General features: G+C 43.6%; 19 protein-coding genes and 1 pseudogene. 13 read left to right on the top strand and 7 right to left on the bottom strand.

Annotated features, from left to right (window positions below):
• Nucleotides 1-4: 4 nt before the first annotated feature.
• Nucleotides 5-2,444 (bottom strand): annotated as a pseudogene (locus BTO10_RS16040) (DmsA/YnfE/YnfF family dimethyl sulfoxide reductase).
• Between the two features lie 199 nt (nucleotides 2,445-2,643).
• Between BTO10_RS16040 and BTO10_RS16035 the strand changes: the two are divergent.
• Both BTO10_RS16035 and napF read left to right on the top strand, forming a co-directional pair.
• Nucleotides 2,644-3,210: a TorD/DmsD family molecular chaperone gene (locus BTO10_RS16035; RefSeq protein WP_105025213.1), complete on the top strand. Its 567-nt coding sequence runs from the start codon at nucleotides 2,644-2,646 to the stop codon at nucleotides 3,208-3,210.
• Nucleotides 3,210-3,722: a ferredoxin-type protein NapF gene (napF, locus tag BTO10_RS16030; RefSeq protein ID WP_105025212.1), complete on the top strand. Its 513-nt coding sequence runs from the start codon at nucleotides 3,210-3,212 to the stop codon at nucleotides 3,720-3,722. Before BTO10_RS16035 ends, napF begins: the two co-directional genes overlap by 1 nt.
• Nucleotides 3,723-3,928: 206 nt before the next feature.
• Here napF and yfaE read toward each other — a convergent pair whose 3' ends face one another.
• The 4 genes from yfaE to ubiG all read right to left on the bottom strand — a co-directional run bounded on the left by yfaE (nucleotide 3,929) and on the right by ubiG (nucleotide 8,979).
• Nucleotides 3,929-4,207, bottom strand: a complete 279-nt coding sequence (gene yfaE / locus BTO10_RS16025) for a class I ribonucleotide reductase maintenance protein YfaE (protein ID WP_105025211.1) — start codon at nucleotides 4,205-4,207, stop codon at nucleotides 3,929-3,931.
• Nucleotides 4,207-5,340, bottom strand: a complete 1,134-nt coding sequence (gene nrdB / locus BTO10_RS16020) for a class Ia ribonucleoside-diphosphate reductase subunit beta (RefSeq protein ID WP_004740227.1) — start codon at nucleotides 5,338-5,340, stop codon at nucleotides 4,207-4,209. The genes yfaE and nrdB overlap by 1 nt, the downstream gene beginning before the upstream one ends.
• Before the next feature lie 103 nt (nucleotides 5,341-5,443).
• A complete protein-coding gene (gene nrdA / locus BTO10_RS16015; protein ID WP_105025210.1) occupies nucleotides 5,444-7,726 on the bottom strand; it encodes a class 1a ribonucleoside-diphosphate reductase subunit alpha in 2,283 nt (760 codons plus the stop codon).
• Between the two features lie 509 nt (nucleotides 7,727-8,235).
• The gene (gene ubiG / locus BTO10_RS16010; protein WP_105025209.1) at nucleotides 8,236-8,979 is read right to left on the bottom strand and encodes a bifunctional 2-polyprenyl-6-hydroxyphenol methylase/3-demethylubiquinol 3-O-methyltransferase UbiG; all 744 of its coding nucleotides are present in this window, start codon (nucleotides 8,977-8,979) and stop codon (nucleotides 8,236-8,238) included.
• A gap of 258 nt (nucleotides 8,980-9,237) precedes the next feature.
• Here ubiG and gyrA point away from each other — a divergent pair, with 258 nt between their 5' ends.
• Nucleotides 9,238-11,880 carry a DNA topoisomerase (ATP-hydrolyzing) subunit A gene (gene gyrA, locus BTO10_RS16005; protein ID WP_004740221.1) on the top strand — a complete coding sequence of 881 codons (2,643 nt, stop codon included), beginning with the start codon at nucleotides 9,238-9,240 and terminating at the stop codon, nucleotides 11,878-11,880.
• 167 nt (nucleotides 11,881-12,047) lie between these two features.
• Nucleotides 12,048-12,677, top strand: a complete 630-nt coding sequence (locus BTO10_RS16000; protein ID WP_105025208.1) for a tetratricopeptide repeat protein — start codon at nucleotides 12,048-12,050, stop codon at nucleotides 12,675-12,677.
• Nucleotides 12,678-12,703: 26 nt separating this feature from the next.
• Here the strand turns inward: BTO10_RS16000 and BTO10_RS15995 are convergent, their stop codons facing one another.
• Both BTO10_RS15995 and nrfA read right to left on the bottom strand, forming a co-directional pair.
• A complete protein-coding gene (locus tag BTO10_RS15995; RefSeq protein WP_105025207.1) occupies nucleotides 12,704-13,048 on the bottom strand; it encodes a rhodanese-like domain-containing protein in 345 nt (114 codons plus the stop codon).
• A 126-nt stretch (nucleotides 13,049-13,174) separates the two neighbouring features.
• Nucleotides 13,175-14,605, bottom strand: coding sequence for an ammonia-forming nitrite reductase cytochrome c552 subunit (gene nrfA / locus BTO10_RS15990; RefSeq protein ID WP_181143988.1), 1,431 nt, complete (start codon nucleotides 14,603-14,605; stop codon nucleotides 13,175-13,177).
• Between the two features lie 482 nt (nucleotides 14,606-15,087).
• On the opposite strand from nrfA, the gene nrfB reads away from it, so the two are divergent.
• The 9 genes from nrfB to BTO10_RS15950 all read left to right on the top strand — a co-directional run bounded on the left by nrfB (nucleotide 15,088) and on the right by BTO10_RS15950 (nucleotide 22,921).
• Nucleotides 15,088-15,672, top strand: coding sequence for a cytochrome c nitrite reductase pentaheme subunit (gene nrfB, locus BTO10_RS15985; RefSeq protein WP_008222036.1), 585 nt, complete (start codon nucleotides 15,088-15,090; stop codon nucleotides 15,670-15,672).
• 3 nt (nucleotides 15,673-15,675) lie between these two features.
• Complete coding sequence (nrfC, locus tag BTO10_RS15980) at nucleotides 15,676-16,362, top strand: cytochrome c nitrite reductase Fe-S protein (protein WP_105025206.1); 687 nt, start codon at nucleotides 15,676-15,678, stop codon at nucleotides 16,360-16,362.
• Between the two features lie 2 nt (nucleotides 16,363-16,364).
• On the top strand, nucleotides 16,365-17,339 hold the full coding sequence (gene nrfD / locus BTO10_RS15975; protein WP_105025205.1) for a cytochrome c nitrite reductase subunit NrfD: 975 nt from the start codon (nucleotides 16,365-16,367) through the stop codon (nucleotides 17,337-17,339).
• Between the two features lie 145 nt (nucleotides 17,340-17,484).
• Nucleotides 17,485-19,401 carry a heme lyase CcmF/NrfE family subunit gene (locus tag BTO10_RS15970; RefSeq protein ID WP_105025204.1) on the top strand — a complete coding sequence of 639 codons (1,917 nt, stop codon included), beginning with the start codon at nucleotides 17,485-17,487 and terminating at the stop codon, nucleotides 19,399-19,401.
• Nucleotides 19,382-19,936: a DsbE family thiol:disulfide interchange protein gene (locus BTO10_RS15965; RefSeq protein WP_105025203.1), complete on the top strand. Its 555-nt coding sequence runs from the start codon at nucleotides 19,382-19,384 to the stop codon at nucleotides 19,934-19,936. The genes BTO10_RS15970 and BTO10_RS15965 overlap by 20 nt, the downstream gene beginning before the upstream one ends.
• Nucleotides 19,933-20,373 (top strand): heme lyase NrfEFG subunit NrfF, encoded by a 441-nt coding sequence (gene nrfF, locus BTO10_RS15960; RefSeq protein ID WP_105025202.1) that lies wholly within the window; start codon nucleotides 19,933-19,935, stop codon nucleotides 20,371-20,373. The genes BTO10_RS15965 and nrfF overlap by 4 nt, the downstream gene beginning before the upstream one ends.
• A gap of 89 nt (nucleotides 20,374-20,462) precedes the next feature.
• A complete protein-coding gene (locus BTO10_RS23525) occupies nucleotides 20,463-20,639 on the top strand; it encodes a hypothetical protein (protein WP_004740200.1) in 177 nt (58 codons plus the stop codon).
• A 249-nt stretch (nucleotides 20,640-20,888) separates the two neighbouring features.
• On the top strand, nucleotides 20,889-21,485 hold the full coding sequence (locus BTO10_RS15955; protein ID WP_004740199.1) for a GTP cyclohydrolase II: 597 nt from the start codon (nucleotides 20,889-20,891) through the stop codon (nucleotides 21,483-21,485).
• Between the two features lie 176 nt (nucleotides 21,486-21,661).
• The gene (locus BTO10_RS15950; protein ID WP_004740198.1) at nucleotides 21,662-22,921 is read left to right on the top strand and encodes an imelysin family protein; all 1,260 of its coding nucleotides are present in this window, start codon (nucleotides 21,662-21,664) and stop codon (nucleotides 22,919-22,921) included.
• The last annotated feature ends 58 nt before the right edge of the window (nucleotides 22,922-22,979 follow it).

Genomic DNA, 22,979 nt, shown 5'->3' with positions numbered 1-22,979 from the left:
TACCTTATGCTTTCTTTGGCGCTTTAATTTGAACTAGGTTTGTGTGCTGAGGATTACCCTTAGCAAGTGGGCTCGGGCGCTGAGTAGTCAGCACGTTGATAGAGCCTGCATGGTCGATCTTCTGACCATCGGGTGCGTACCATGCACCTTCGCCTAGCGCAACAACTCGAGGAAGAATCCTTGGTGTCACTTTCGCTGGAATATGAACTTCACCACGGTCGTTAAAAATGCTGACCATGTCGCCGTTTTCAATACCGCGCTCTTTTGCATCGATAGGGTTGATCCACAACTCTTGTGGTGCAGCAGCTTTGATCTCTGCAACGTTACCGTAAGTGGAGTGGGTACGAGCTTTATAGTGGAAGCCTGTTAGTTGCAGTGGGTACTTCTCTACTAATGGATCGTTATGGCCTTCGAAAGAGTCCGCGTAAATTGGAAGTGGGTGAATCACTTCGTCTTCTTTTAGCTTCCAAGTCTTCGCAATCTCAGCCAGTTGCTCAGAGTAGATCTCGATCTTGCCACTTGGTGTGGTTAGTGGGTTCGCTTCAGGATCTTTACGGAAATCTTCGTAAGCGATGTAGTGGTGGTCATAGCTACGCTTGTAGATACCCAGCTCTTTCATCTCTTCGAAGGTTGGCAGTGTTGGGTCGTTCTTACGAGTTTCTGCGTAAAGGTGCTTAATCCATTGTTCTTGAGTACGGCCTTCAGTGAACTCTTTTTCAACGCCCATACGTTTAGCAAGCTCAGTACACATCTCGTATATAGATTTTGCTTCGAACTGAGGTTCAATCGCTTTCTGTGCGTAGATGAAGTAAGGCATGTTCGATGCTTTACCATCCATACACCAGTCGTCTTGCTCTGATGTGGTTAAGTCAGGCAGGATGATGTCAGCATATTTCGCTGAAGAGGTCATGTGGTTATCAATGACAACAATCATTTCACAGGCATCTTCGTCTTGAAGAATCGCGTGTGTCTTGTTGATGTCTGAGTGTTGGTTGATGATGCAGTTACCCGCATAGTTCCAGATCATCTTGATAGGGTTTTTCAGGCGCTCGGCACCACGAACACCGTCAGTGATGTCGGTCATCTCGTGGTGACGGTGAATAGCGTCTGTCCACATGAACATTGAGATGGAGGTTTCAATTGGGTTTGGCACAGTAGGGAAGCGTACAAACGGAATGTTGATGTCACTTTCACGAGCACCTGTAGAACCGCCTGATACACCCACAGAGCCTGTCAGTAGTGACAGCATCGCGATTGCGCGACAAGCTAACTCACCGTTTGCAGTGCGTTGTAGGCCCCAACCTTGGTGGATAGCACACGGTTTCGCTGTACCCATCTCACGAGCAAGTTTAACGATAGTATCGACTGGGATACCCGTGATCTTAGAAGCCCACTCTGGTGTCTTCTCTACGCCATCTTCACCTAAACCTAAGATGTAAGATTTGTAGTCACTGTTTTTAGGTGCTGATGCAGGAAGGGTCTTCTCATCGTAACCGACACAGTATTTTGTCTAGGAACGGTTGGTCGACTAAGTCTTCAGTGATCATCACGTGTGCAAGACCCGCTACCAATGCAGCATCCGTAGATGGGCGAATTGGGATCCATTGATCTTCACGCCCACCAGCAGTATCGGTGTAACGTGGATCGATGATGATCGTTCTTGCGTTCGATTTGTTTTTGCTTTCTACGTAGTGGTGGATCAGACCGCCGCCAGACATACGAGTCTCAGCAGGGTTGTTACCAAATTGGATGTTAAGCTTAGTGTTCTCTAAGTCAGAGAAAGAGTTGTTGTTTGCCCAACCACCGTAGGTGTAACTCAAGCCTTTCGCGATTTGTGCGGTTGAATAGTCACCGTAATGGTTCAGGTAACCGCCACTTAGGTTCATAAGGCGAGCAATCAGCGTTTGTGCTGGTGGCCAAGACTTAGTGACCGTGCCACCTAGTGTGCCTGTACCGTAGTTTAGATAGATGGTGTCGTTACCGTAGTCTTTAATAAGGCGTTGCATGGTGCCAGCGACTTCATCAAAAGCCTCTTCCCAACTGATGCGCTTAAACTTACCTTCACCACGTTTACCCACACGTTTCATTGGATACTTAAGGCGATCTGGGTTGTAAACACGGCGACGCATAGAGCGACCACGTAGACATGCACGTACTTGGTGATGACCGTATTCGTCAGTACCCGTGTTGTCAGTTTCTACGTATTTGATTTCACCGTTTTGTACATGCATACGTAACGGGCAGCGTGAGCCACAGTTTACTGTACATGCACTCCATACGATTTTCTCATCCACATTTTCAGCAACTGCAGCAGCTACTGGTTTGGATTTGAAAGGCAAAGCGATACCGCCCGCAAGTGCGGCTGCACTACCTACCGCAGAAGAAGCTTTCATGAAGCTTCTTCGAGTAAGATTCATTACCCCAGATTCTTTCTTATTCGTCATTCTAAGATGCCTATTGTTATTGATGGGTAACACTTTATAGGTAGTTTTACTTTTGTATTTTAATATTTAAATGTTGATTGATAAGCATCAAATAAGTATGAAATTTAAAGTTTATGAATTGAATGTATAAATTAGATCAAAGAATGAAATGGTTTAATTTATATAATCAGTTTTAAAACCTATTACGATGTAAATAATAATGATTATCGATACGAACAAATTACTTGGTTCAATATTCTATCAAGCAAAAAGTAAAGAGCAGTTAATAGAGATTGTTCAAGCTCTCGTTGAGAACCAAGTATTATCAGAAGATTGTTTATTAGCCGTTCAAAATGAACAGGAGGATGAGTTAACAGCAGAGTTTAGCAGCCTGTTTGAAGGGGTTGGAGAGATGCCAGCACCACCATGGGGCTCGGTTTACCTCGATAAAGACCGCGTTGTGTTTGGCGAGTCAACGGTCGCGTATCGACAGTTTTTAGAATCAAACCAAATTGAATTAGATACCGGTTTAAGAGAGCCCGAAGATCAGTTTGGTCTAATGTTATTCGCTCACGCCTATTTGTTAGAAAATAATAATATAAATTCAGCTCGTGAATTACTCGAATCTCATTTATTAACTTGGTCTTTTTTATATTTAGAAACTCTAAATAAAAAGTCAGAACTATCTTTTTATAAAAAGTTATCAGTTAGTGTAATTGATTGGCTTAATTACCTAATATCTGAATATAAATTAAGCGTTTCTAATAAAAAGTTATATATTGATTAATGTCTGAACAAATAAACTCAAATAGGCGTGGTTTTTTAACTCGGTTGTCTAAACCTGTTGAAGCCGCAGCCAGTTATGAAGAGAAATCACAGCGCTTACATGCTAGGCCACCACGAGCCGTTGATGAGGTGCTGTTTGAGCGTCTGTGTGACGGCTGTGGCTTGTGTGAGCAAGTGTGCCCAAACAGTGTCATTGAGATACAAGAGGGCAGGGCACTGCTCAATTTGGATTACAACAGCTGTTCAATGTGCAACAAATGCAGTGAAGCGTGTCCGACTGGTGCACTCCACCCAACGGTAGCGCCTTACATTGATTTAAAACCTAACTTTGCTGATAGCTGCAATAACTACATGCAAATGGATTGTCACGCCTGTCAGACCGCTTGTTCAGCAGGCGCCATAAAGATTGAAGCTGGTGAACTGCCTAATGTCGCTTTAGATAAGTGTAATGGCTGTGGAGAGTGTAGAAGCGCTTGTTACATCGGTTCAGTGACGCTGAGCCTCACTCACTAAGAAAGGCCGGAGTGTCGTCGCAGTCGACAGGAAGTCTTAGTCATCAGCGGTAGAGTGAGTATTGAGAAAGCAAGGTATTCAAATAGCAATGTATTAAAATAAAAAAGGGTCCGTACTCCTAGAGGAGGCGGACCCTTTTTTCACTGTACTTCTTCAAGCTTTCGAATTGCCGTGTAATTCACGCGATTCGAAACAAGTCGAACGAATTAAGCGCGTTTTTGCTTGTTTCGGTGAATCACGTTACTCAACGACAGATCGGATTTCGCTTTGCAGATACAAGGCAAAATTTCGTTGCCTTGTGTGTAAGCCATAGCAAAACCAACGTACTCAATCTCACCAGAATCTAATGTACAGCGACAAGCACCACAGTGGCCATCACGGCAGTTGTATTCTGGCTCTAACCCTGCCTGTTCCATTGTTTCCAATAGCGTATTTGACGGGTTAGATTCAATTGAAGTTAGCTTGTTGATTTTGATTGTTGGCATTACAGCTCAAATCCTTCAAAGTCGTCAGCTTTCACTTCGTTGTCGATCTGACCAACTAGGTAAGAACTGATTTCAGCTTCTTGTGGAGCAACTTGTACGTTATCAGAAGACAACCAAGCGTTGATCCATGGAATTGGGTTCGATGTTGCTTCTGGGTAAGCAGTACCAAGACCAACAGCTTGCATACGGATGTTAGTGATGTACTCAACGTATTGGCAAAGAATGTCTTTGTTTAGACCAATCATAGAACCATCTTTGAATAGGTATTCTGCCCACTCTTTTTCTTGTTCAGCCGCTTGTTTGAATAGGTCGAAACACTCTTGCTTACACTCTTCTGCGATTTGCATGAATGTGAAGTCATCTTGACCGTTACGTAGCAAGTTGATCATGTGCTGAGTACCAGTCAGGTGAAGCGCTTCATCACGAGCGATTAGCTTGATGATTTTCGCATTACCTTCCATAAGCTCACGCTCAGCGAATGCAAATGAACACGCAAAACTTACGTAGAAACGAATTGCTTCTAGTGCGTTTACCGACATTAGACATAGGTAAAGCTTCTTCTTCAGGTCGTGAAGTGAAATTTTAACGTCTTCGCCGTTGATGTTGTGGTTGCCTTCACCGTAGCGGTGGTAATCCGCTGTTAGCTGGATAAGGTCGTCGTAGTAGAACGCGATGTCTTTAGCACGCTTTAGGATCTCTTCGTTTTCAACGATGTCGTCGAATACTAGGCCTGGATCATTCACGATGTTACGGATGATGTGCGTGTACGAACGAGAGTGAATCGTTTCAGAGAAAGACCAAGTCTCAATCCAAGTTTCAACTTCCGGTAGTGATACTAGTGGAAGTAGGGCAACGTTCGGGCTACGGCCTTGGATAGAATCAAGCAGTGTTTGGTACTTCAAGTTAGAGATGAAGATGTGCTTTTCATGTTCAGGAAGCTTGTTGTAGTCGATCCGGTCGCTAGACACGTCTACTTCTTCTGGACGCCAGAAGAAAGAAAGTTGCTTCTCGATAAGCTTCTCGAAGATTTCGAATTTTTGCTGGTCGTAACGTGCAACGTTAACCGACTGACCCAAGAACATTGGTTCTTTTAGTTGGTCATTTTTATTCTGAGAAAAAGTACTGTAAGCCATAAATGCCTCAAATGCTTTAAAGACTCGTTATAAAACGAACCCTGTTAATGCTTTAGACCCAGAGAAGATAACTTCTCTGGGCTCTTAATATTTTTACTGCGGTTTATATCTTACAACCGCCGCCTTCACAATCTTCTTCCGGCACTGTTACTGCGTCACCTTGGTCGTCTTTAGCACCATCACGAGTGTTATGGTAGTAAAGCGTCTTAACACCATACTTATATGCAGTCAGTAGGTCTTGAAGCAGCTTCTTCATTGGTACTTTACCGCTATCGTAAACACTTGGATCATAGTTAGTGTTTGCAGAGATAGCTTGGTCAACGAATTTTTGCATGATACCCACTAGGTGTAGGTAACCGTCGTTAGAACCAATGTTCCAAAGTAGCTCGTAGTTCTCTTTCAGATTTAGGAAGTCAGGAACCACTTGCTTCAGGATGCCGTCTTTCGATGCTTTCACTGATACGTAACCACGTGGTGGCTCGATACCGTTGGTCGCGTTCGAGATTTGAGACGAAGTCTCTGAAGGCATAAGCGCAGTTAACGTAGAGTTACGAAGACCATGCTCCATGATCTCTTCACGTAGCGCATCCCAATCGTAGTGCAGAGGCTCATCACATACTAAATCGACGTCTTTCTTGTAAGTATCGATTGGCAGTAGGCCTTTCGCGTAGTTAGTCTCGTGGAAAGATGGGCAACGACCTTGCTCTTTCGCTAGTTCAACAGACGCTTTTAGTAGGTGGTATTGAATCGCTTCAAAAGTACGGTGAGTCAGGCCATTTGCACTGCCGTCAGAGTACTTAACACCATTCTTCGCTAGGTAGTATGCGTAGTTAATAACACCTACACCTAGAGTACGACGATTCATTGTCGACTTATATGCTGCTGGAAGCGGGTAGTCTTGGTAATCAAGAAGTGCGTCTAGAGCACGAACAACCAGTTCAGAAAGCTCTGCTAGGTCATCCAGTTCGTTGATTGCGCCAAGGTTAAATGCTGAAAGTGTACATAGTGCAATTTCACCTTCGTCATCTTCTACGTTAGAAAGTGGCTTAGTTGGAAGCGCGACTTCTAGACATAGGTTCGATTGACGAACAGCCGCTACTTCAGAATCAAACGGGCTGTGTGTATTACAGTGGTCAACGTTCTGAATGTAGATACGACCAGTAGAAGCTCGCTCTTGCATTAATAGAGAGAATAGCTCTACTGCTTTTACTGATTCACGCTTGATTGACGGATCGTTTTCGTACTTAACGTATAGCTCTTCAAAACGCTCTTGGTTTTCGAAGAACGCATCGTATAGGCCGGGTACGTCAGAAGGTGAGAACAAGCTGATGTTGCCACCTTGAACTAGGCGAGCGTACATAAGCTTGTTCAGCTGTACGCCGTAATCCATGTGACGAACACGGTTCTCTTCAACACCACGGTTGTTCTTTAGTACTAGTAGAGACTGAACTTCACCGTGCCATAGTGGATAGAATACCGTTGCCGCGCCACCACGAACACCACCTTGAGAACAACATTTTACTGCTGTTTGGAAGTATTTGTAGAAAGGGATACAGCCTGTGTGGAACGCTTCACCATTACGGATTTCAGAACCAAGTGCGCGGATACGACCTGCGTTGATACCGATACCAGCACGTTGAGATACGTAACGAACAATTGAGCTTGCAGTTGCGTTGATAGAATCAAGGCTGTCACCACACTCGATCAGTACACAAGAACTGAATTGGCGAGTAGGCGTACGTACACCAGACATGATCGGTGTAGGTAGAGAAATCTTAAACGTAGACGATGCGTCGTAGAAACGTTTGATGTAGTCAAGACGAGTCGATTTCGGGTATTTAGCGAATAGACACGCGGCAACTAGAATGTAAAGGAACTGAGCACTCTCGTAGATTTCTTTCGTTACACGGTTCTGCACGAAGTATTTACCTTCAAGCTGTTTAACCGCTGCGTAAGAAAAATCTAAGTCACGCTTGTGGTCGATGTACGAGTCAAGTTCATCGAACTCAGCCTTCGTGTAGTCTTCCATTAGGTGGCTATCGTATTTACCCATATCAACCAGTTTTGCAACGTGGTCGTAAAGAGCAGGTGGCTCGTATTCGCCGTACGCTTTTTTACGTAGGTGGAATACTGCAAGACGTGCTGCAAGATATTGGTAATCTGGAGTCTCTTCAGAGATTAGATCCGCTGCTGACTTGATGATTGTCTCATGGATATCAGTAGTGGTAATGCCATCGTAAAACTGAATGTGAGCTTTCAATTCTACTTGTGATACAGAAACATTGTGCAAGCCTTCAGCTGCCCATGTGATCACGCGATGGATTTTTTCTAAATCGATCGTTTCTTTGCGCCCGTTACGCTTAGTAACAGTAAGTTGTTGGTTCATTCTGCTTAATTTCCCTAACAAAACTGAACAAGGCCGTGTTTTTGTCTATTTCTGTGTAATTTTTGTAAATTACGTTTCGGCTTTGTGATCTTGGTCTACCCATACATTGTAGTTCAAACACAACATATAGGGGTCATTTGTTTGTTGGGTTACAAGATAGTGCTACAACTGATATTTTTCAAGGCAAAGAAATGGGGTTGCTTGTGGATAAGTGGTGGATTGAAAAAAAACTGTAAGTGACCACTAACTGATGAGGTTAGATGTCACTTGATTGTATAAAACTCGCCTTTTAAGGATGCTTTATTTTTGCACGCAGATAAAAAAAAATCCCTTGATCTTTGGGCAAAATGAGCGATGGATTTTCGGCGATTAAATTTAAATCTAGGTGGTCAAAATGGAAGCTGGCGCACGAAATTTAGACTGAAAAAAGTCGCAAAGTTATGGTAATTGCAACTCTTTTCATTAGTCTTTTTTATTAAAAAAATTTGCGGTTGATTTATTGATATTTGTTAGGCGAAATTTTTAGTGTGAACTATGTAGTTAACGTCAACGTTTTGCCCTAAACGGTAACTGTCTGTTAACGGGTTATAGTGTAGGCCAGTGATGCCCAATTCCTGAAGGGGGGTGTTGTCTATCATCTTGATAAGTTCAGCTGGGCGAATGAACTTGTCATGCTCGTGCGTGCCTTCAGGAACAATTCTAAGCAGTTTCTCTGCGCCAACAATAGCGAACAAGTAAGATTTGAAATTACGGTTCAACGTAGAGAAGAACACGTGTCCACCCGGTTTTACCAATTTTGAACACGCAGTAATCACAGATTGTGGGTCTGGAACGTGCTCCAGCATTTCCATACATGTTACCACATCGTAAGTTTGTGGATTTTGCTCTGCATGGTCCTCAATCGTGCTTTGGATGTAATCTAGCTTGGTGCCGGTTTCTAGAGCATGAAGACGAGCTACTTCTAGTGGCTCTTTGCCCATATCTAAGCCAGTGACTACTGCACCTTCAACAGCCATGCTCTCCGCTAAAATACCGCCGCCGCAGCCAACATCGAGGACTTTCTTACCAAACAAGCCTTCGGTTTTTTCTAGCACGTAATTTAGGCGAAGTGGGTTGATTTGGTGTAGAGGCTTAAACTCGCCTTCGAGATCCCACCAGTGTGACGCCATGTCTTCGAATTTCTTAATTTCTGCTGGGTCTACGTTCTGTGATTTAGTCATAATCGGCATTTCCAAGTTAAATAATGCATCCATGAAATTGCAGGCATTATAACTTGCCTTTTCGTGCTGACCAGAAGATCTACAATTTTGCGAATTTATTGGATGTAAAGTGACCATGTTTCAGCGAGATATGATGCTGAGGTGCAATTTCTCATCAATTGATTGGCTACAAGGGTCACAAGATGGTAAAAGGATAGGGAAAGTGATGCCTCCGTAGGTAAATTTGTGTTATATTTTTCGGTCTTATACGTATTCAAATATACGATCTGACTATAGAGGGAAAATGGCTCTATGAGCGATCTAGCGAAAGAGATCACGCCCGTAAATATTGAAGATGAGCTTAGAGGTTCATACCTAGACTATGCGATGTCCGTCATCGTTGGTCGTGCCCTTCCAGATGTGCGTGATGGCCTAAAACCAGTACACCGCCGCGTTTTGTTCGCGATGAATGTACTAGGTAATGATTGGAACAAACCATATAAAAAGTCTGCTCGTGTAGTAGGTGATGTAATCGGTAAATACCACCCGCATGGTGATAGTGCTGTATACGACACAATTGTTCGTATGGCTCAACCGTTCTCACTGCGTTACATGCTAGTTGATGGCCAAGGTAACTTTGGTTCTATCGATGGCGACTCCGCGGCTGCAATGCGTTATACCGAAGTTCGTATGGCGAAAATTGCTCACGAGCTTTTGGCTGACCTTGATAAGGAAACTGTGGATTACGTACCGAACTACGATGGTACTGAACAAATCCCAGCAGTTCTTCCGACAAAAATTCCTAACCTATTGGTAAACGGTGCTTCTGGTATCGCAGTAGGTATGGCTACCAACATCCCACCTCATAACCTAGGTGAAGTTGTTGATGGCTGTTTAGCACTTATCAATAATGAAGAGATCACGATTGATGAGCTAATGGACTACATTCCTGGTCCTGACTTCCCGACAGCAGCACTTATCAGTGGTCGTAAAGGCATCGTAGATGCATACAAGACTGGCCGCGGTAAAGTTTACATGCGTTCAAAAGCGGACATCGAAGCTGACAAGAATGGTAAAGAGACCATTATCGTTACTGAGATCCCTTACCAAGTAAACAAAGCTCGTCTGATCGAGAAAATTGCTGAACTGGTTAAAGATAAGAAAGTAGAAGGCATCAGTGCGCTACGTGACGAATCTGATAAAGATGGTATGCGTATTGTTATTGAATGTAAGCGCGACGCTGTGGGTGAAGTTGTTCTGAACAACCTATACGCACAAACTCAGCTGCAAACGACTTTCGGTATCAACATGGTTGCTCTAAACAATGGCCAACCACAGTTGTTTAACCTAAAAGACATGCTTAAGTGCTTCGTTGACCACCGTCGCGAAGTTGTGACACGTCGTACTATCTTCGAACTGAAGAAAGCGCGTGACCGTGCACACATCCTTGAAGCATTGTCTCTAGCACTTGCTAACATTGATGAAGTTATCGAACTTATCAAGAACGCTCCAACACCGGCAGAAGCTAAAATTGGCTTGGTGTCTCGTGGTTGGGATCTTGGTAACGTGGCTTCGATGCTTGAGCGTGCAGGTACTGACGCAGCTCGTCCTGATTGGTTAGAAGACCAATACGGCATCCGCGATGGGCAATACTTCCTAACGGAAACACAAGCACAAGCAATTCTAGAACTTCGTCTTCACCGCCTAACTGGCCTTGAGCACGAGAAGATTCTAGACGAATACAAAGCACTTCTAGAAGAAATCGCTGAGCTAATGCACATTCTTGCAAGCACTGAGCGTTTGATGGAAGTGATCCGTGAAGAACTTGAAGCGGTACGTGAAATCTATGGCGACGAACGTCGTACAGAAATCACAGCAGCGGTTCACGATATCGACATGGAAGAGCTAATCGCTCAAGAAGACGTTGTAGTAACGCTTTCTAACGCAGGTTACGTTAAGTACCAAATCCTAAGCGACTACGAAGCTCAGCGCCGTGGTGGTAAAGGTAAGAGCGCAACTAAGATGAAAGATGAGGATTACATTGAGCGTCTGCTTGTTGCTAATACTCACGACAACATCCTATGTTTCTCTACGCGTGGTAAGACATACCGTCTGAAAGTTTACCAACTACCATTAGCAAGTCGTACTGCTCGTGGTAAGCCTATCGTTAACATTCTTCCTCTAGAAGAAGGTGAGCGCATTACGGCTATTCTGCCTGTTTCTGAGTTCTCGAACGACAAGTTCATCTTCATGGCAACCGGTGACGGTACTGTTAAGAAGACATCTCTGGATCAATTCGCAAACGTACGTGCTAACGGCTTAATCGCAGTTAACCTACGTGAAGACGATTCATTGATTGGCGTTGACATCACTAACGGTGATAGCGACATCATGCTGTTCTCTAAATCGGGCAAAGTTGTTCGCTTTAACGAGGACAAAGTACGTGCAATGGGCCGTACTGCCTCTGGTGTTCGTGGTATGAAGCTACCTGAAGACGATCAAGTGGTATCACTGATTGTTCCTTCTAACGAAGGCGATATCCTAACTGTGACTCAAAACGGTTACGGTAAGCGTACTGAGCTAGCAGAATACCCAACGAAAGGCCGTGCAACGCAAGGTGTAGTATCTATCAAAGTCTCTGAACGTAACGGCCCAGTTGTTGGAGCAGTTCAAGTTGAAGAAGGCGATGAAATGATGATGATCACCGACGCAGGTACGCTAGTACGTACTCGTGTTGCGGAAGTGAGCCAAGTTGGTCGTAACACTCAAGGTGTAACACTGATTCGTACTTCTGACGACGAGAATGTTGTAGGTCTACAACGTATCGACGAAGTAGAAGAAGCAGAGGTAGTTGAAGGCGAAGCTGAAGTAGCAAACGCTGAAACACCAGTGGTTTCTGAGTCAAGTGAAGAGCAAGCATCAGACGCTTCTGATAGCGAGCAAGACACAGAGTAACCTTTCACTTCTCTAAGAAGTTGAAACAAAAAACCGAGCCGTTGTGCTCGGTTTTTTATTACCTAAAATTCGCCGGTGACTTGTTTAAAAGTCAATAGCTAAACCTCGATCAATATTGTTTTAGTGAGAAAAAGGTAGAGTAAAAAGGTCGATGAAAGGAGAGTGGAATGGATATCTGGTTACTGATTGCTTTGCTGCTAATGAGCTTGTTCTTGGTGGTGATCATGGTTGCATCAAACAGAAATACCAATAATCTCAAAGGTAATCTTGTTATCTCACTTGTTGCAATACTAGCCAGCGTTCTAGTTTGGTTGCAGATGAAGCAAGTGACTCCTCAACTCTCTTCTGATGATGACACTAGTTACACGGCAACAGACTTCCAAAACGAACTTCAACAGAGCCTTAAGCAAGATCCTAATCAATCAGACCTGTGGTTTAAATTAGGTGGTGTCTATATGCAGAAAGGGGAGTTTGACGCAGCCTATACCTGTTACGACTACGCGATTCGTTTAGATCCAGAGGCGCCTTCTGGGCTTTACGCAGCTAAAGCGAGCGCCTTGTATTACCTGAGTTCACAGGCGATGAATGATGATGTGAAAGGACTACTAAAGCAATCTATGGTTCTTGATCCCAATGATCGTACGGCATTGATGTTGATAGCGACCGATCACTTCATCAGCATGCGCTATCAACAAGCGATCGACGCATGGACTCAAATCCTCGACTCTAACCAGAAAGGTATTGATCGTGTCCCTATTATTCATTCGATCAACCAAGCTAAACAGATGATCTATTAAGCTTGGTATCACCTCAAACCTCTAAGTTATTTACTTTCCTGCATCTCAATTAAACCGCCAGCGTTGTGGATCTGTGTAAACCCTTGAGCTTTCAAATACTGGTAAGCTTGTCCTGATCGGTTACCACTGCGGCAATACAAAACGATAGGCTGAGCTTTGTCTATGCTAGCAAAGTGTGTTGCAACCTCAGAAAGAGGGTAGTTAATCGCATTATCTAGATGCCCTTGCTTGAACTCGTCTGGTGTTCTTACATCAACGACAAGCGCACCTTCCCCTATCATTTCCCACCCTGTTTCTGCTCGTTCTGAGGCGTGAAGTCCTGAACTTAATAGTGCGATGCATAATGCTGAAAGCGAAAATAAGCGCTTCATTCTTTGTTCCTTGAATTAGCTAAAAGGTAATGTGAAGTTGGGACGGTTGAGCGTGCCCAAATCTAAAAAAACCAGCCACACTACTGTAGTGTGACTGGTTTTCTCTTATTGGTCTATTTGGAGGAACTAGTATTCGTAGCTAGCTTCACGCTTTTCAGCTTGCTCTTCCCACTTAGGTACCACAGTGTCTAAGAAGTGTTGCTTCTCAGCATTCATTTTATCCATATCCATTCCAATCACTTTTTGAGCCGCTTCCTTGGTTGAGTTATCTGGAATCTCGATTGGATCGGTAATGCCTTTCTTCGCTAATAGACGAACAATCTTAGTACGCGCGTCTGCTGCACGGTCGACAGCTGTACCTAGAACTTCTAGAGCAACTTCTGGTGCATGCATATGAACACCATGAGATGCGATAGCGTAGTCCCAACGCCATTGAGCATGACGGATATCTTGTAAGATAGGTGCCATCTCTTGTTCTGTTGCACCTGCTTCCCATGCTGCACCAGCTTCAAAGTGAGCGGCTACGATTTGCTTCTCAGCAGTAAGTTTCATGTTTAGCACTTGCGCTTTACGGCTTGAAACGATGCTACGCATGGTCTCTTTAGATTGAGTATGGCAGTTAGCACAGGTGTCTTCGAAGCGGTCAAACGGGTTACCTACCTTATGGTCGGTATAAATGGTGCCATCTTCTTTCGTCACTTTAGGCATATGACAGTCAACACAAGCAACGTTGTTCTTGCCGTGAATGCCTTCACGCCAAGTTTCGTAACCTGGGTGCTGAGCTTTTAACATCGGTGCTTTAGAGACTTTGTGAGTCCAATCTTTAAAACCGATCTCATCGTAGTACTCTTCCATTTGCTCAACACGAGTGCCTTTATCCCAAGGGAACTTAACGCCTTTCGTTGGACCAGTGAAATAGTATTCCACGTGGCACTGTGCACAAACAGAGGCTTGTTGATCAAAGCGCCCCTGTTCTTCGAAGTTCTTGCCGATCGCATCGAATGCACGTTCAACATAAGGACGAGTAACTTTTAGTGTTGGTTCGCCATTCTTAAAGCCTTCGCTCTGAGTATCATGACAGTCAGCACAACCAATAGGATTGACAATTTCGCTGCCAAGACGAGCCCATTTACCTTCGAAGTAGCCGTCTTCACCACGCTCTTCAATTACACGAGCCACGTCTGGGCTTTTACAGCTCCAACACGCCATTGGCATTGGGCCAGAGTTTTCGTCGGTTGGTCCGCCTGTACGAAGGGTTTGTCTTACATCATCAACCGCATAAAAGTGGCCGCGGGCTTTGTTGTAGTCTTTCGCGAAACCGTAACCAGCCCATAGAATAACCATATTTGGATCTTCTTTTAGTGCGTCTTCAATAGCTTCGCTCTCTGACGTTTGTCTCCATGAATGATATTGATCAGGGTGGTTTTGCTCGAACTGGTCGTTACGAGGGTCACCAATTTCTTTTTGTTCAGACGCAGCAAAACTGGTCTCGCTTGCGAGTGACGCGCTAACCATTAATAGTGCTGTGACCGAATTACGTATCCAATGCTTTTTCACAGTGATATCTCCAATATACTGATTTTTATACCAAGCGTTGTGAGTTTGCTATTCAAATTAAGAATTGGAGAATTGCTGTTTATATTAATTCATAAATAAACACATTTTGTTACGAGCCGGATGTTTGCTTGTTTTAGATCAATTAATGGTAGTGACTTTAATCACGTTGAAGTTTATATAACCCTAAAGGGGTATGTGAGTGATAGGTGGCAAGAAATTAATTGAGAATTATTATCATATATAACAGTAGATTAGCGAGCATGTCCCTGTTATAAGTAGGGTGATTGTGTTCACATATTACTCGTTGCATATTTCGCATTACCCAATTAGGGGTATATCCTAAATATAGAAAGCGTTGTGGCTTATCCAAAATAAGAATTGATATCATTTAGGCGGTAATAATATCGTTTAAGGGTACTTTTGTTTAACCGGAATATTATTTAGTTGAGAGTTAAATAATGCCGGTATAAGGAAAGGATAAAATGGGCAATATTAAATTGGCCATAGTCATAATGCTTAAATCCCTTCTAGCATTCTGCCTCTATGGTTATTCCATTCATGCTGTTGCGGAGCCCGCTGTTACGCCAGTAGGGGAGTCAACAAGACATGAAGTCGAATTAATACGTGACAAAGATTACAAGTGTGTTCAATGCCATAAAGATTCTAAAGAAACGGTATTCGGTTCACACGGTGAGAGTGCGCACGCTTTACTTGGTCGTGAAGTGAATTGTACCGATTGTCATAGTTCTATTGGCCCCGATCACCGTGATGGCGCACCTGAGGTGGTGAAGTATCGTGCGGCTCAATCACAACCCGGAACTGAAAAGGTTTTCCTCGATCCTAGCTTAATCCTAGATGCCAACAGCCAGTGTATAGATTGTCACAAGCCTGATGATCTGCGCGAAGCGAGTTGGACCCATGACGTACACGCACAAAACTTAACGTGTTCAAACTGTCACGACGTACATGCGAGTGAAGCGAAGGTACTTGGCTTAGATAAGAAGCAAACCATTAAGCTGTGTGTGGATTGCCATTCAGACTTCAACCAGAAGAAAGAAGGGGAGTAATCTATGAGCTGCTCAAGAAGAAACTTTTTAGCTGGCGCGGGTGCCGTGATCTTCACAACGGGTGTTGCGGGTACCGCAGCAGTCACTAGCCGTAAAACACTGGCTAATGTACAGGAAGATGGTACTAAACGTTACGGAATGGTTCATGACGAAACCGCATGTATTGGTTGTACTGCCTGTACTGAGGCGTGTCGTGAAGTGAACAAAGTACCTGAAGGTGTATCGCGATTAGAAATTATTAAGAGTGAGCCTCAAGGCGAATACCCAAATGTTGATTACCGTTTCACTCGTAACTCTTGCCAACATTGTGATAACGCACCTTGTGTGATGGTTTGTCCTACAGGGGCGGCCTACAAAGATGAGAAGACAGGCATTGTTGATGTGCATAAAGACAAGTGTGTGGGCTGTGGCTACTGTCTACTTGCTTGTCCATATCAAGTGCGCTTCTTCCATCCTGAAAATAAGTCGGCCGACAAATGTAACTTCTGTCGTGATACCAATCTAGCACAAGGTAAATTGCCTGCTTGTGTTGAATCTTGCCCTACCAATGCGCTGATATTTGGCGATTTAAATGACCCTAAGAGTGAGATTAATCAGGTGCTTAAATCAGAGGTGGTTTACAGAGATAAAGCTTATCTAGGTACCCAGCCAAAACTCTATAAAGTGCCACACCAAAAAGGGGAGATTTGATTATGAGTACATGGGCTACAGCTTTCCAATCAGGCACCGTGGTATGGGATTGGATCATTGCTATTTATCTATTTTTAGCAGGTATGTCAGCGGGCGCTGTTATGATCTCGATCTACCTTAAAAGAAAGGTGATTGATGGGGATCCTGCAAATAATGGTGTTTTAAAGGCAACGGCATTTCTAGCGCCATTTGGGATAATTTCAGGTTTATTGATCTTGGTCTTCCACCTAACGAAACCACTATCGTTTTGGAAGATCATGATCTTCTATAATCCAACGTCTGTGATGTCGATGGGTGTGATCTTATTCCAAGTGTATATGGTGATCCTATTTGTTTGGATCGGCATTATATTCCGAAATCAGATTGCCGTATTCTTGAGTGATCAAGCATGGTTAAAAGGCCGACTAGACTTTGTCAGCAACTGGATTGGTAAACTAGAATCTTTCGAGAACGCTTTTGAAATATTCTTGGCAGTGCTTGCGCTATTGCTTGCGGCTTACACAGGCTTCTTACTTTCTGCACTAAATACCTTCCCAATGCTGAATAACCCAGTTTTGCCTATCTTGTTCTTATTCTCGAGTTTATCTTCGGGAGCGGCAGCGTGTATTCTATTCGGTGTATTGGTATTTAAGGAGTCACCACATAGTGTCAGTATTTCTTGGATCCACGGCTTCGAACGTCCTGTTGTGATGTTTGAACTGTTTGTTCTTGTCACCTTCTTTACTGGGCTAGTATTTGCTGGTGGTCAAAGTGAGCAGGCAGTATGGAACGCCATTGGCAGTGGTTTCTGGGCGAGTTGGTTCTGGTATGGCGTGATAGGTGTGGGCATGGTTCTACCTTTGTTGCTTAATGCTGTAACACCAACATCGGCTCGCCATAGCACTGTGTATATTTTCTCTGTTACTTCACTGAGCCTGATGGGCGTATTAATGCTAAGAACGTTTGTCCTTTATGCAGGGCAATTAACTTTAGCTTAATTTCGCTCAAGTTATAAGGTCAACAGGCCCTAGCAAGCAGATGTTGGATACTGAGCATCTGCTTACTAATTCTTTGTTTCTTTGAGTAAAGAAGCTAACTACGGTTTTACTTGGTTCTGCTTAGGTAGAACCTGATTGAGGTGATATGGTCGGTTCTTTGGGGCTGTTTAGTTTAATTTTGGTCGCTGTTCTTAGCAGCATTATCGCTGTGCATTCGATGTATCAAATGCTAACTAAACAAGCACAAAATGTGGCTTTAATTCGTAGTTTCTCCCTTTCAAGCGCTTTGTTTTCCATTGGCGCTATCGTTTTACTCGGCTATGCCTTTGTCAGTGACGACTTTTCCATCCTCTATGTTGCAGAGCGTTCAAATACTCAATTACCCACCTTCTTCAAGATGGCCGCTGTGTGGGCTGGGCATGAAGGCTCATTATTATTTTGGGTGTTAACCATTAGCTGTTGGTCGGGTGTGATTGCCCTACAAAAGCAATATTCTTCGGAGTATCAGAGCCGCGTATTGTGGGTGATGAATGTGTTACTCGCGATATTCGCCTGGTTCACCTTGTTTGCTTCGAATCCGTTTGAATTGAACCCCACCTTGCCACTTGAAGGGCGCGATCTTAATCCAATGCTGCAAGACGTTGGTTTGATATTCCACCCGCCTCTATTGTATTTGGGTTATGTTGGTTTCTCTGTTGTATTGGCATTTGCTGTGGCCGCTTTGCTGGTGGACCCGATTGAGTTCGATTGGGTTGCTCATTGTCGCAGTTGGTGTTTAGCCGCTTGGATCTTTTTAACCGCAGGGATCATTCTTGGTTCTTGGTGGGCATACTACGAGCTAGGGTGGGGTGGTTGGTGGTTCTGGGACCCGGTAGAAAATGCCAGCCTATTGCCTTGGCTAACATCAACCGCTTTACTGCACAGTTTGGGCGTTGCTAAAGGTAAACAACAGTTGCTGAAGTGGTCACTTAGCCTTGCTTTCATTACGTTTTGCTTAAGTATCCTCGGTACTTTTATCGTTCGATCTGGCGTTCTCACTTCCGTTCATGCTTTTGCTTTTGACCCAACGAAAGGTATCGCGCTGTTGCTGATACTGGTTTTGGTGTTAGTGAGTTCGTTTTCTCTTCTTATTGTTCGTGGTGAATCTTTCGAGTCGAATCCAATCACCAGTTTTGCTAGCAAAAGTTTTTTGAGCTTAGTCGCGGTACTTATATTTGTACTGGCTACGGCGGTGGTGGTGTTTGGTACCTTCTATCCAATGGTCTTTGAATTGCTTGGCCTTGGAAACATCTCAGTGGGCGCACCTTACTTTAACCTTCTTATTGCGCCATTGGCTCTGCTTGCGATGGGAGTGATAGGGTTAGCACCATTGCTCAGTATTAAACCTCAAGCATCGAAAGATGTGGTTGGGTGTATTGCTTTGTTGTCCTCCGGTCTTGGCTTGTTAACTTACATTTTGCAAGTAAGCACGATCCAAGTGATTGTAGTGCTGACATGGTCACTCGCCTTTTGGGTAGTCCTTACTCATCTTTACGGATTAGTGGTAACACGCGATTCTAAGTTTCAACGTAAAGTGTGGGTAATGACATTAGCGCATGTTGGCGTTGCTGTTTTCGCAGTAGGGGCAGCCATGAACAGCTACCACTCTTTTGAACGCAGTTATAAATTGAGTCCTGGGGAGCAGGTAGAGTTTATGGATTGGACACTTTCGCACCAGGACACGGAGCTCTATGTCGCTTCAAACTTTACGGCTGAAAGAGCGATGCTTACGTTGCGCACCGATGAGCGAGCGTTTTCTATCAATCCTGAGAGAAGACACTATCAAGTCAGAGTGATGAACATGAGTGAGCCTGCTATGAAGTGGTTCTGGCATGGCGATGTCTACATCACTATGGGAGAGAAAGTCGATTCAACAGCGTATGCATTTCGTGTTCAGTACAAGGCGTATGCACGTTGGATTTGGTTCGGTGGACTGATTTCTATCTTAGGCGGATTGCTTTCACTGACTCATCGAAAAAAGAAAACCGTTAAGGCGTCACAGTATGCATACCAACGTTCGTAACAAGCTTATCGTGCTCATTACACTGACACTGATCGTGGTGTTGGCATTTTTGTTTGCATTAGAGAATAAACAGCAAACCACCACAGTATCGACATCACAAAGAGTGTTCCCTGAATTTACATCGACGGCGTTAGTAGATAGTCAAAGCATCAAAGCAAATCAGCAGCTAACGCGAGCAGACATCACACAGCACGCTTATCAACTGGTCAATGTGTGGGCATCATGGTGCGGGATCTGTAAAACGGAGCATGCGTATTTATTGGAGCTTCAAGACCAAGGTATTCCAATTATTGGGCTTAACTACCGAGATAACCCGGCCGCTGCTATTAATGTACTATCGAGTGATGGCAACCCTTATTCAAAAGTGATTAGTGATCCTCAAGGCAAGCTAGCGCTCGAACTTGGTGTAATAGGGACTCCAGAGACATACTTGGTTGATGCTAAAGGAAATATTGTGAAGAAGCTAATGGGCGTAATTAACGAATCTGTGTGGCAAGATGAGCTCGCTTTTTATTTTGATGGTGTGGATGGATGATGAGATCTTTAGCCCAAATAATATTATTCGTCTCTATGATTATCGCGATAAGTCTACCCGCATCCGCAGAAGATTTGTTTGTTCCCAGTGATAAGAGCACCAGCATTCAAGTGGAACTTTTTGAGTTTGAAAGCCCCGACCAACAACAGCGCGCCATTGCTTTAGCTAAGACACTGCGCTGTCCTCAATGCCAAAACCAGAACCTGATTGAATCAAACTCTCCGATTGCAAAGGACTTACGCCTTGTTGTATTTAATATGGTAAAAGCAGGGAAGAGTAATCATGAAATTACTCAATATATGACAGAAAGGTTTGGTGAGTTTGTACTTTATAAACCAGCGATGAGCGTTTCAAACTTATTACTTTGGCTGCTACCAAGCCTATTATTTTTGCTATTTATATATCTATCAGTAAAAAGTGTTAGAAAGCGCTCATAAAAATTGTGTATTACTGTTTACCAATTGAACTGTATTTTGTAACATTAACGGATTATAAAGGCTAAGCACTGTTATATAAGGATGTGTCTGTGGATAACGTTATCTCAAATTTAAAAAAAGAGTTCCATACTCATGTCCAGTCAGATAAATGGGCAGAAAGATACAGTGCGAAATCGAGCATCTCGACTCTGACGCAAGAAGAGTTAGCTGAGCTGGAAAATGCTTGGGTTCAACTTGTGATTTGGAAACAGACTCAAGTAAGTTAATCGTTCGGTAAAACGAGCACGATTCGCCGCAACTGATTCATTTATAACCCCATGTTGGCCATTTCAATGTGGGGTTTTTTCTTACCTGGAAGAATAGTTGTTATAATATAACAATTTTGTCACCATCGACCTTGAAAAAAATTGTTAACAGCCTCATAGTGTCTATCATTAGATAGTTAGCTACAAAATATTGCCCAGACATATAATGTAGCGTTGTTAAATACATCGAATTTTCAAGTGAGTATAACTATGGCGGAAGTGCGTGCCAGAATAGATTTCAAAGTAGGGGTAACAAGCAGTATTGATGCTGAATTACTCTCTTTTCATGGATTGAAAACAGATAAAGAGCATGTTGCTGTAATATTTAAATCAGCAGATAAAACACAAGATGTCCCTCTTGTTCGTATGCACTCTGAGTGCCTTACTGGTGATGTTTTCCACTCTTCTCGCTGTGATTGCGGTGAGCAGTTAGATGAAACGATTAGAATCATGGGCGAAACTGGCGGTGTAATTCTTTATCTACGCCAAGAAGGTCGTGGTATTGGTTTATACAATAAGATCGATGCATACCGTCTTCAAAGTGAAGGTATGAACACGTACGAAGCGAATAACCACCTAGGTTTCGGTGATGATTTGCGAGATTTCACTGAAGCGGCTGAGATGCTGCGTGCTCTAGGTATCCCGAAGATTCGTTTGGTCACGAACAACCCTAAGAAGATTAACGAACTGAAGTCTTACGGTATTGAGATCGAAGAAGTGGTGAATACGTCTGCCCATATCAAATCTGGCAACGAAAATTACCTTAAAGCAAAAGTCTCACACGGTAAGCATAACCTGGATATCTAGCCCGTTTACTTGTTGTGCCTAACACAAAAATGTTTAAAGACCTCACATATGTGAGGTTTTTTTGTATTTATCTTGCAATAAAATTGTAAGTTTGTATTATTCAAATCCGTAGTGTAAATGATAATGGTTTGCACTATTACTACGAATAATAATTTAAAGCTCAACAAGGATGCTTCATGACTATCAAATCTTTAGTGACAAAAGCCGTAACTTCGTCACTCATTTTTGCCTCTGCTTCTTCTTTCGCTGCAGTAACTCAAGATCAAGTTGTAGAACATTACGCAGATATTGCTCACGCGGTATTTGCAGACTCAGTAATCACAGCAAAAGCGTTGAACTCTTCTATCGATACCTTCTTAGCTTCCCCTTCTGCTGGCAACTTCGAAAAAGTAAAACTGGCTTGGCTTGAGTCTCGCGTACCATACCAACAGTCAGAAGTATTCCGCTTCGGCAACGTGGTTGTTGATGATTGGGAAGGTCAGTTGAATGCATGGCCACTAGATGAAGGTCTGATTGATTACGTTTCTTCTGATTACCAATACGAACTAGGTAACGAGGGCGCAAGCGCTAACATCGTTGCAAACAAAACGTTCCAAATCGGTCAAACGACAGTAGACGCGACGAACATTACGCCTGAACTAATTGCCGAGCTTAACGAGATCGGTGGTTCTGAAGCGAACGTTGCATCTGGTTACCACGCAATTGAATTCCTACTTTGGGGTCAAGACCTAAACGGCACAAACGCAGGTGCTGGTCAGCGTGCTTACACTGACTTCGTTGTTGGTGCTGAGTGTACAAACGGTAACTGTGACCGTCGTGGCGCATACCTAAAAGCATCTGCTGAGCTACTAGTTCAAGACCTAGAGTGGATGGAAAAGCAGTGGGCTAAAGGCGAGAAGGGTAACTACCGTCAAGAGCTTCTTTCTGAGTCTAGCGAAAATGGTCTACGTAAAATGCTATTCGGCATGGGTTCACTTTCTCTAGGTGAACTTGCTGGTGAGCGTATGAAGGTAGCTCTAGAAGCGAACTCTACTGAAGATGAGCACGATTGCTTCTCTGATAACACGCACAACTCTCACTACTACAACGAGCAAGGCATCTACAACGTTTACACGGGTCTATACAAGCGTGAAGACGGTACTCTACTTTCAGGTCCAAGCCTATTTGACCTAGTCGAGCAAAAAGATGAGCAAGCTGCGAAAGAGATTCAAAAGCAGTTTGACCTAGCACGTGCACAAGTAGGCCAACTAGTAACATCGGCTGAGAAAAACAACCAGCACTTTGACCAGCTAATTGCTGCTGACAACGCTGCAGGTAATGCATTAGTAAACAAAACAATTGTTGCTCTAGTATCTCAAACAGCTGCAATTGAGCGTGCTGCTGGTGTGATTGGCATTGATAGCCTAAACCCAGACACGGCTGACCACGAGTTCTAAGAACCCGAGCCAGGAACAAATGTAAGGGCTCTGATTGAGCCCTTAATTGTTTGCTAAG

Origin of the sequence: Vibrio chagasii (assembly GCF_002954585.1) — a bacterium.
In the GTDB taxonomy this organism is placed as follows: domain Bacteria; phylum Pseudomonadota; class Gammaproteobacteria; order Enterobacterales; family Vibrionaceae; genus Vibrio; species Vibrio chagasii_A.
Note: the sequence above shows the minus strand (reverse complement) of the source record. Positions and strands in the feature narration are given on the sequence as shown.

Coding starts and splice junctions, on each gene's coding strand:
- nrfD (WP_105025205.1), top strand. CDS start 16,365: ATGAGTACATGGGCTACAGCTTTCCAATCAGGCACCGTGGTATGGGAT.
- BTO10_RS15950 (WP_004740198.1), top strand. CDS start 21,662: ATGACTATCAAATCTTTAGTGACAAAAGCCGTAACTTCGTCACTCATT.
- BTO10_RS15965 (WP_105025203.1), top strand. CDS start 19,382: ATGCATACCAACGTTCGTAACAAGCTTATCGTGCTCATTACACTGACA.
- nrdA (WP_105025210.1), bottom strand. CDS start 7,726: ATGAACCAACAACTTACTGTTACTAAGCGTAACGGGCGCAAAGAAACG.
- BTO10_RS16000 (WP_105025208.1), top strand. CDS start 12,048: ATGGATATCTGGTTACTGATTGCTTTGCTGCTAATGAGCTTGTTCTTG.
- ubiG (WP_105025209.1), bottom strand. CDS start 8,979: ATGGATGCATTATTTAACTTGGAAATGCCGATTATGACTAAATCACAG.
- gyrA (WP_004740221.1), top strand. CDS start 9,238: ATGAGCGATCTAGCGAAAGAGATCACGCCCGTAAATATTGAAGATGAG.
- nrfB (WP_008222036.1), top strand. CDS start 15,088: ATGGGCAATATTAAATTGGCCATAGTCATAATGCTTAAATCCCTTCTA.
- nrfF (WP_105025202.1), top strand. CDS start 19,933: ATGATGAGATCTTTAGCCCAAATAATATTATTCGTCTCTATGATTATC.
- nrfC (WP_105025206.1), top strand. CDS start 15,676: ATGAGCTGCTCAAGAAGAAACTTTTTAGCTGGCGCGGGTGCCGTGATC.
- BTO10_RS16035 (WP_105025213.1), top strand. CDS start 2,644: ATGATTATCGATACGAACAAATTACTTGGTTCAATATTCTATCAAGCA.
- BTO10_RS15995 (WP_105025207.1), bottom strand. CDS start 13,048: ATGAAGCGCTTATTTTCGCTTTCAGCATTATGCATCGCACTATTAAGT.
- napF (WP_105025212.1), top strand. CDS start 3,210: ATGTCTGAACAAATAAACTCAAATAGGCGTGGTTTTTTAACTCGGTTG.
- BTO10_RS15955 (WP_004740199.1), top strand. CDS start 20,889: ATGGCGGAAGTGCGTGCCAGAATAGATTTCAAAGTAGGGGTAACAAGC.
- nrdB (WP_004740227.1), bottom strand. CDS start 5,340: ATGGCTTACAGTACTTTTTCTCAGAATAAAAATGACCAACTAAAAGAA.
- BTO10_RS15970 (WP_105025204.1), top strand. CDS start 17,485: ATGGTCGGTTCTTTGGGGCTGTTTAGTTTAATTTTGGTCGCTGTTCTT.
- yfaE (WP_105025211.1), bottom strand. CDS start 4,207: ATGCCAACAATCAAAATCAACAAGCTAACTTCAATTGAATCTAACCCG.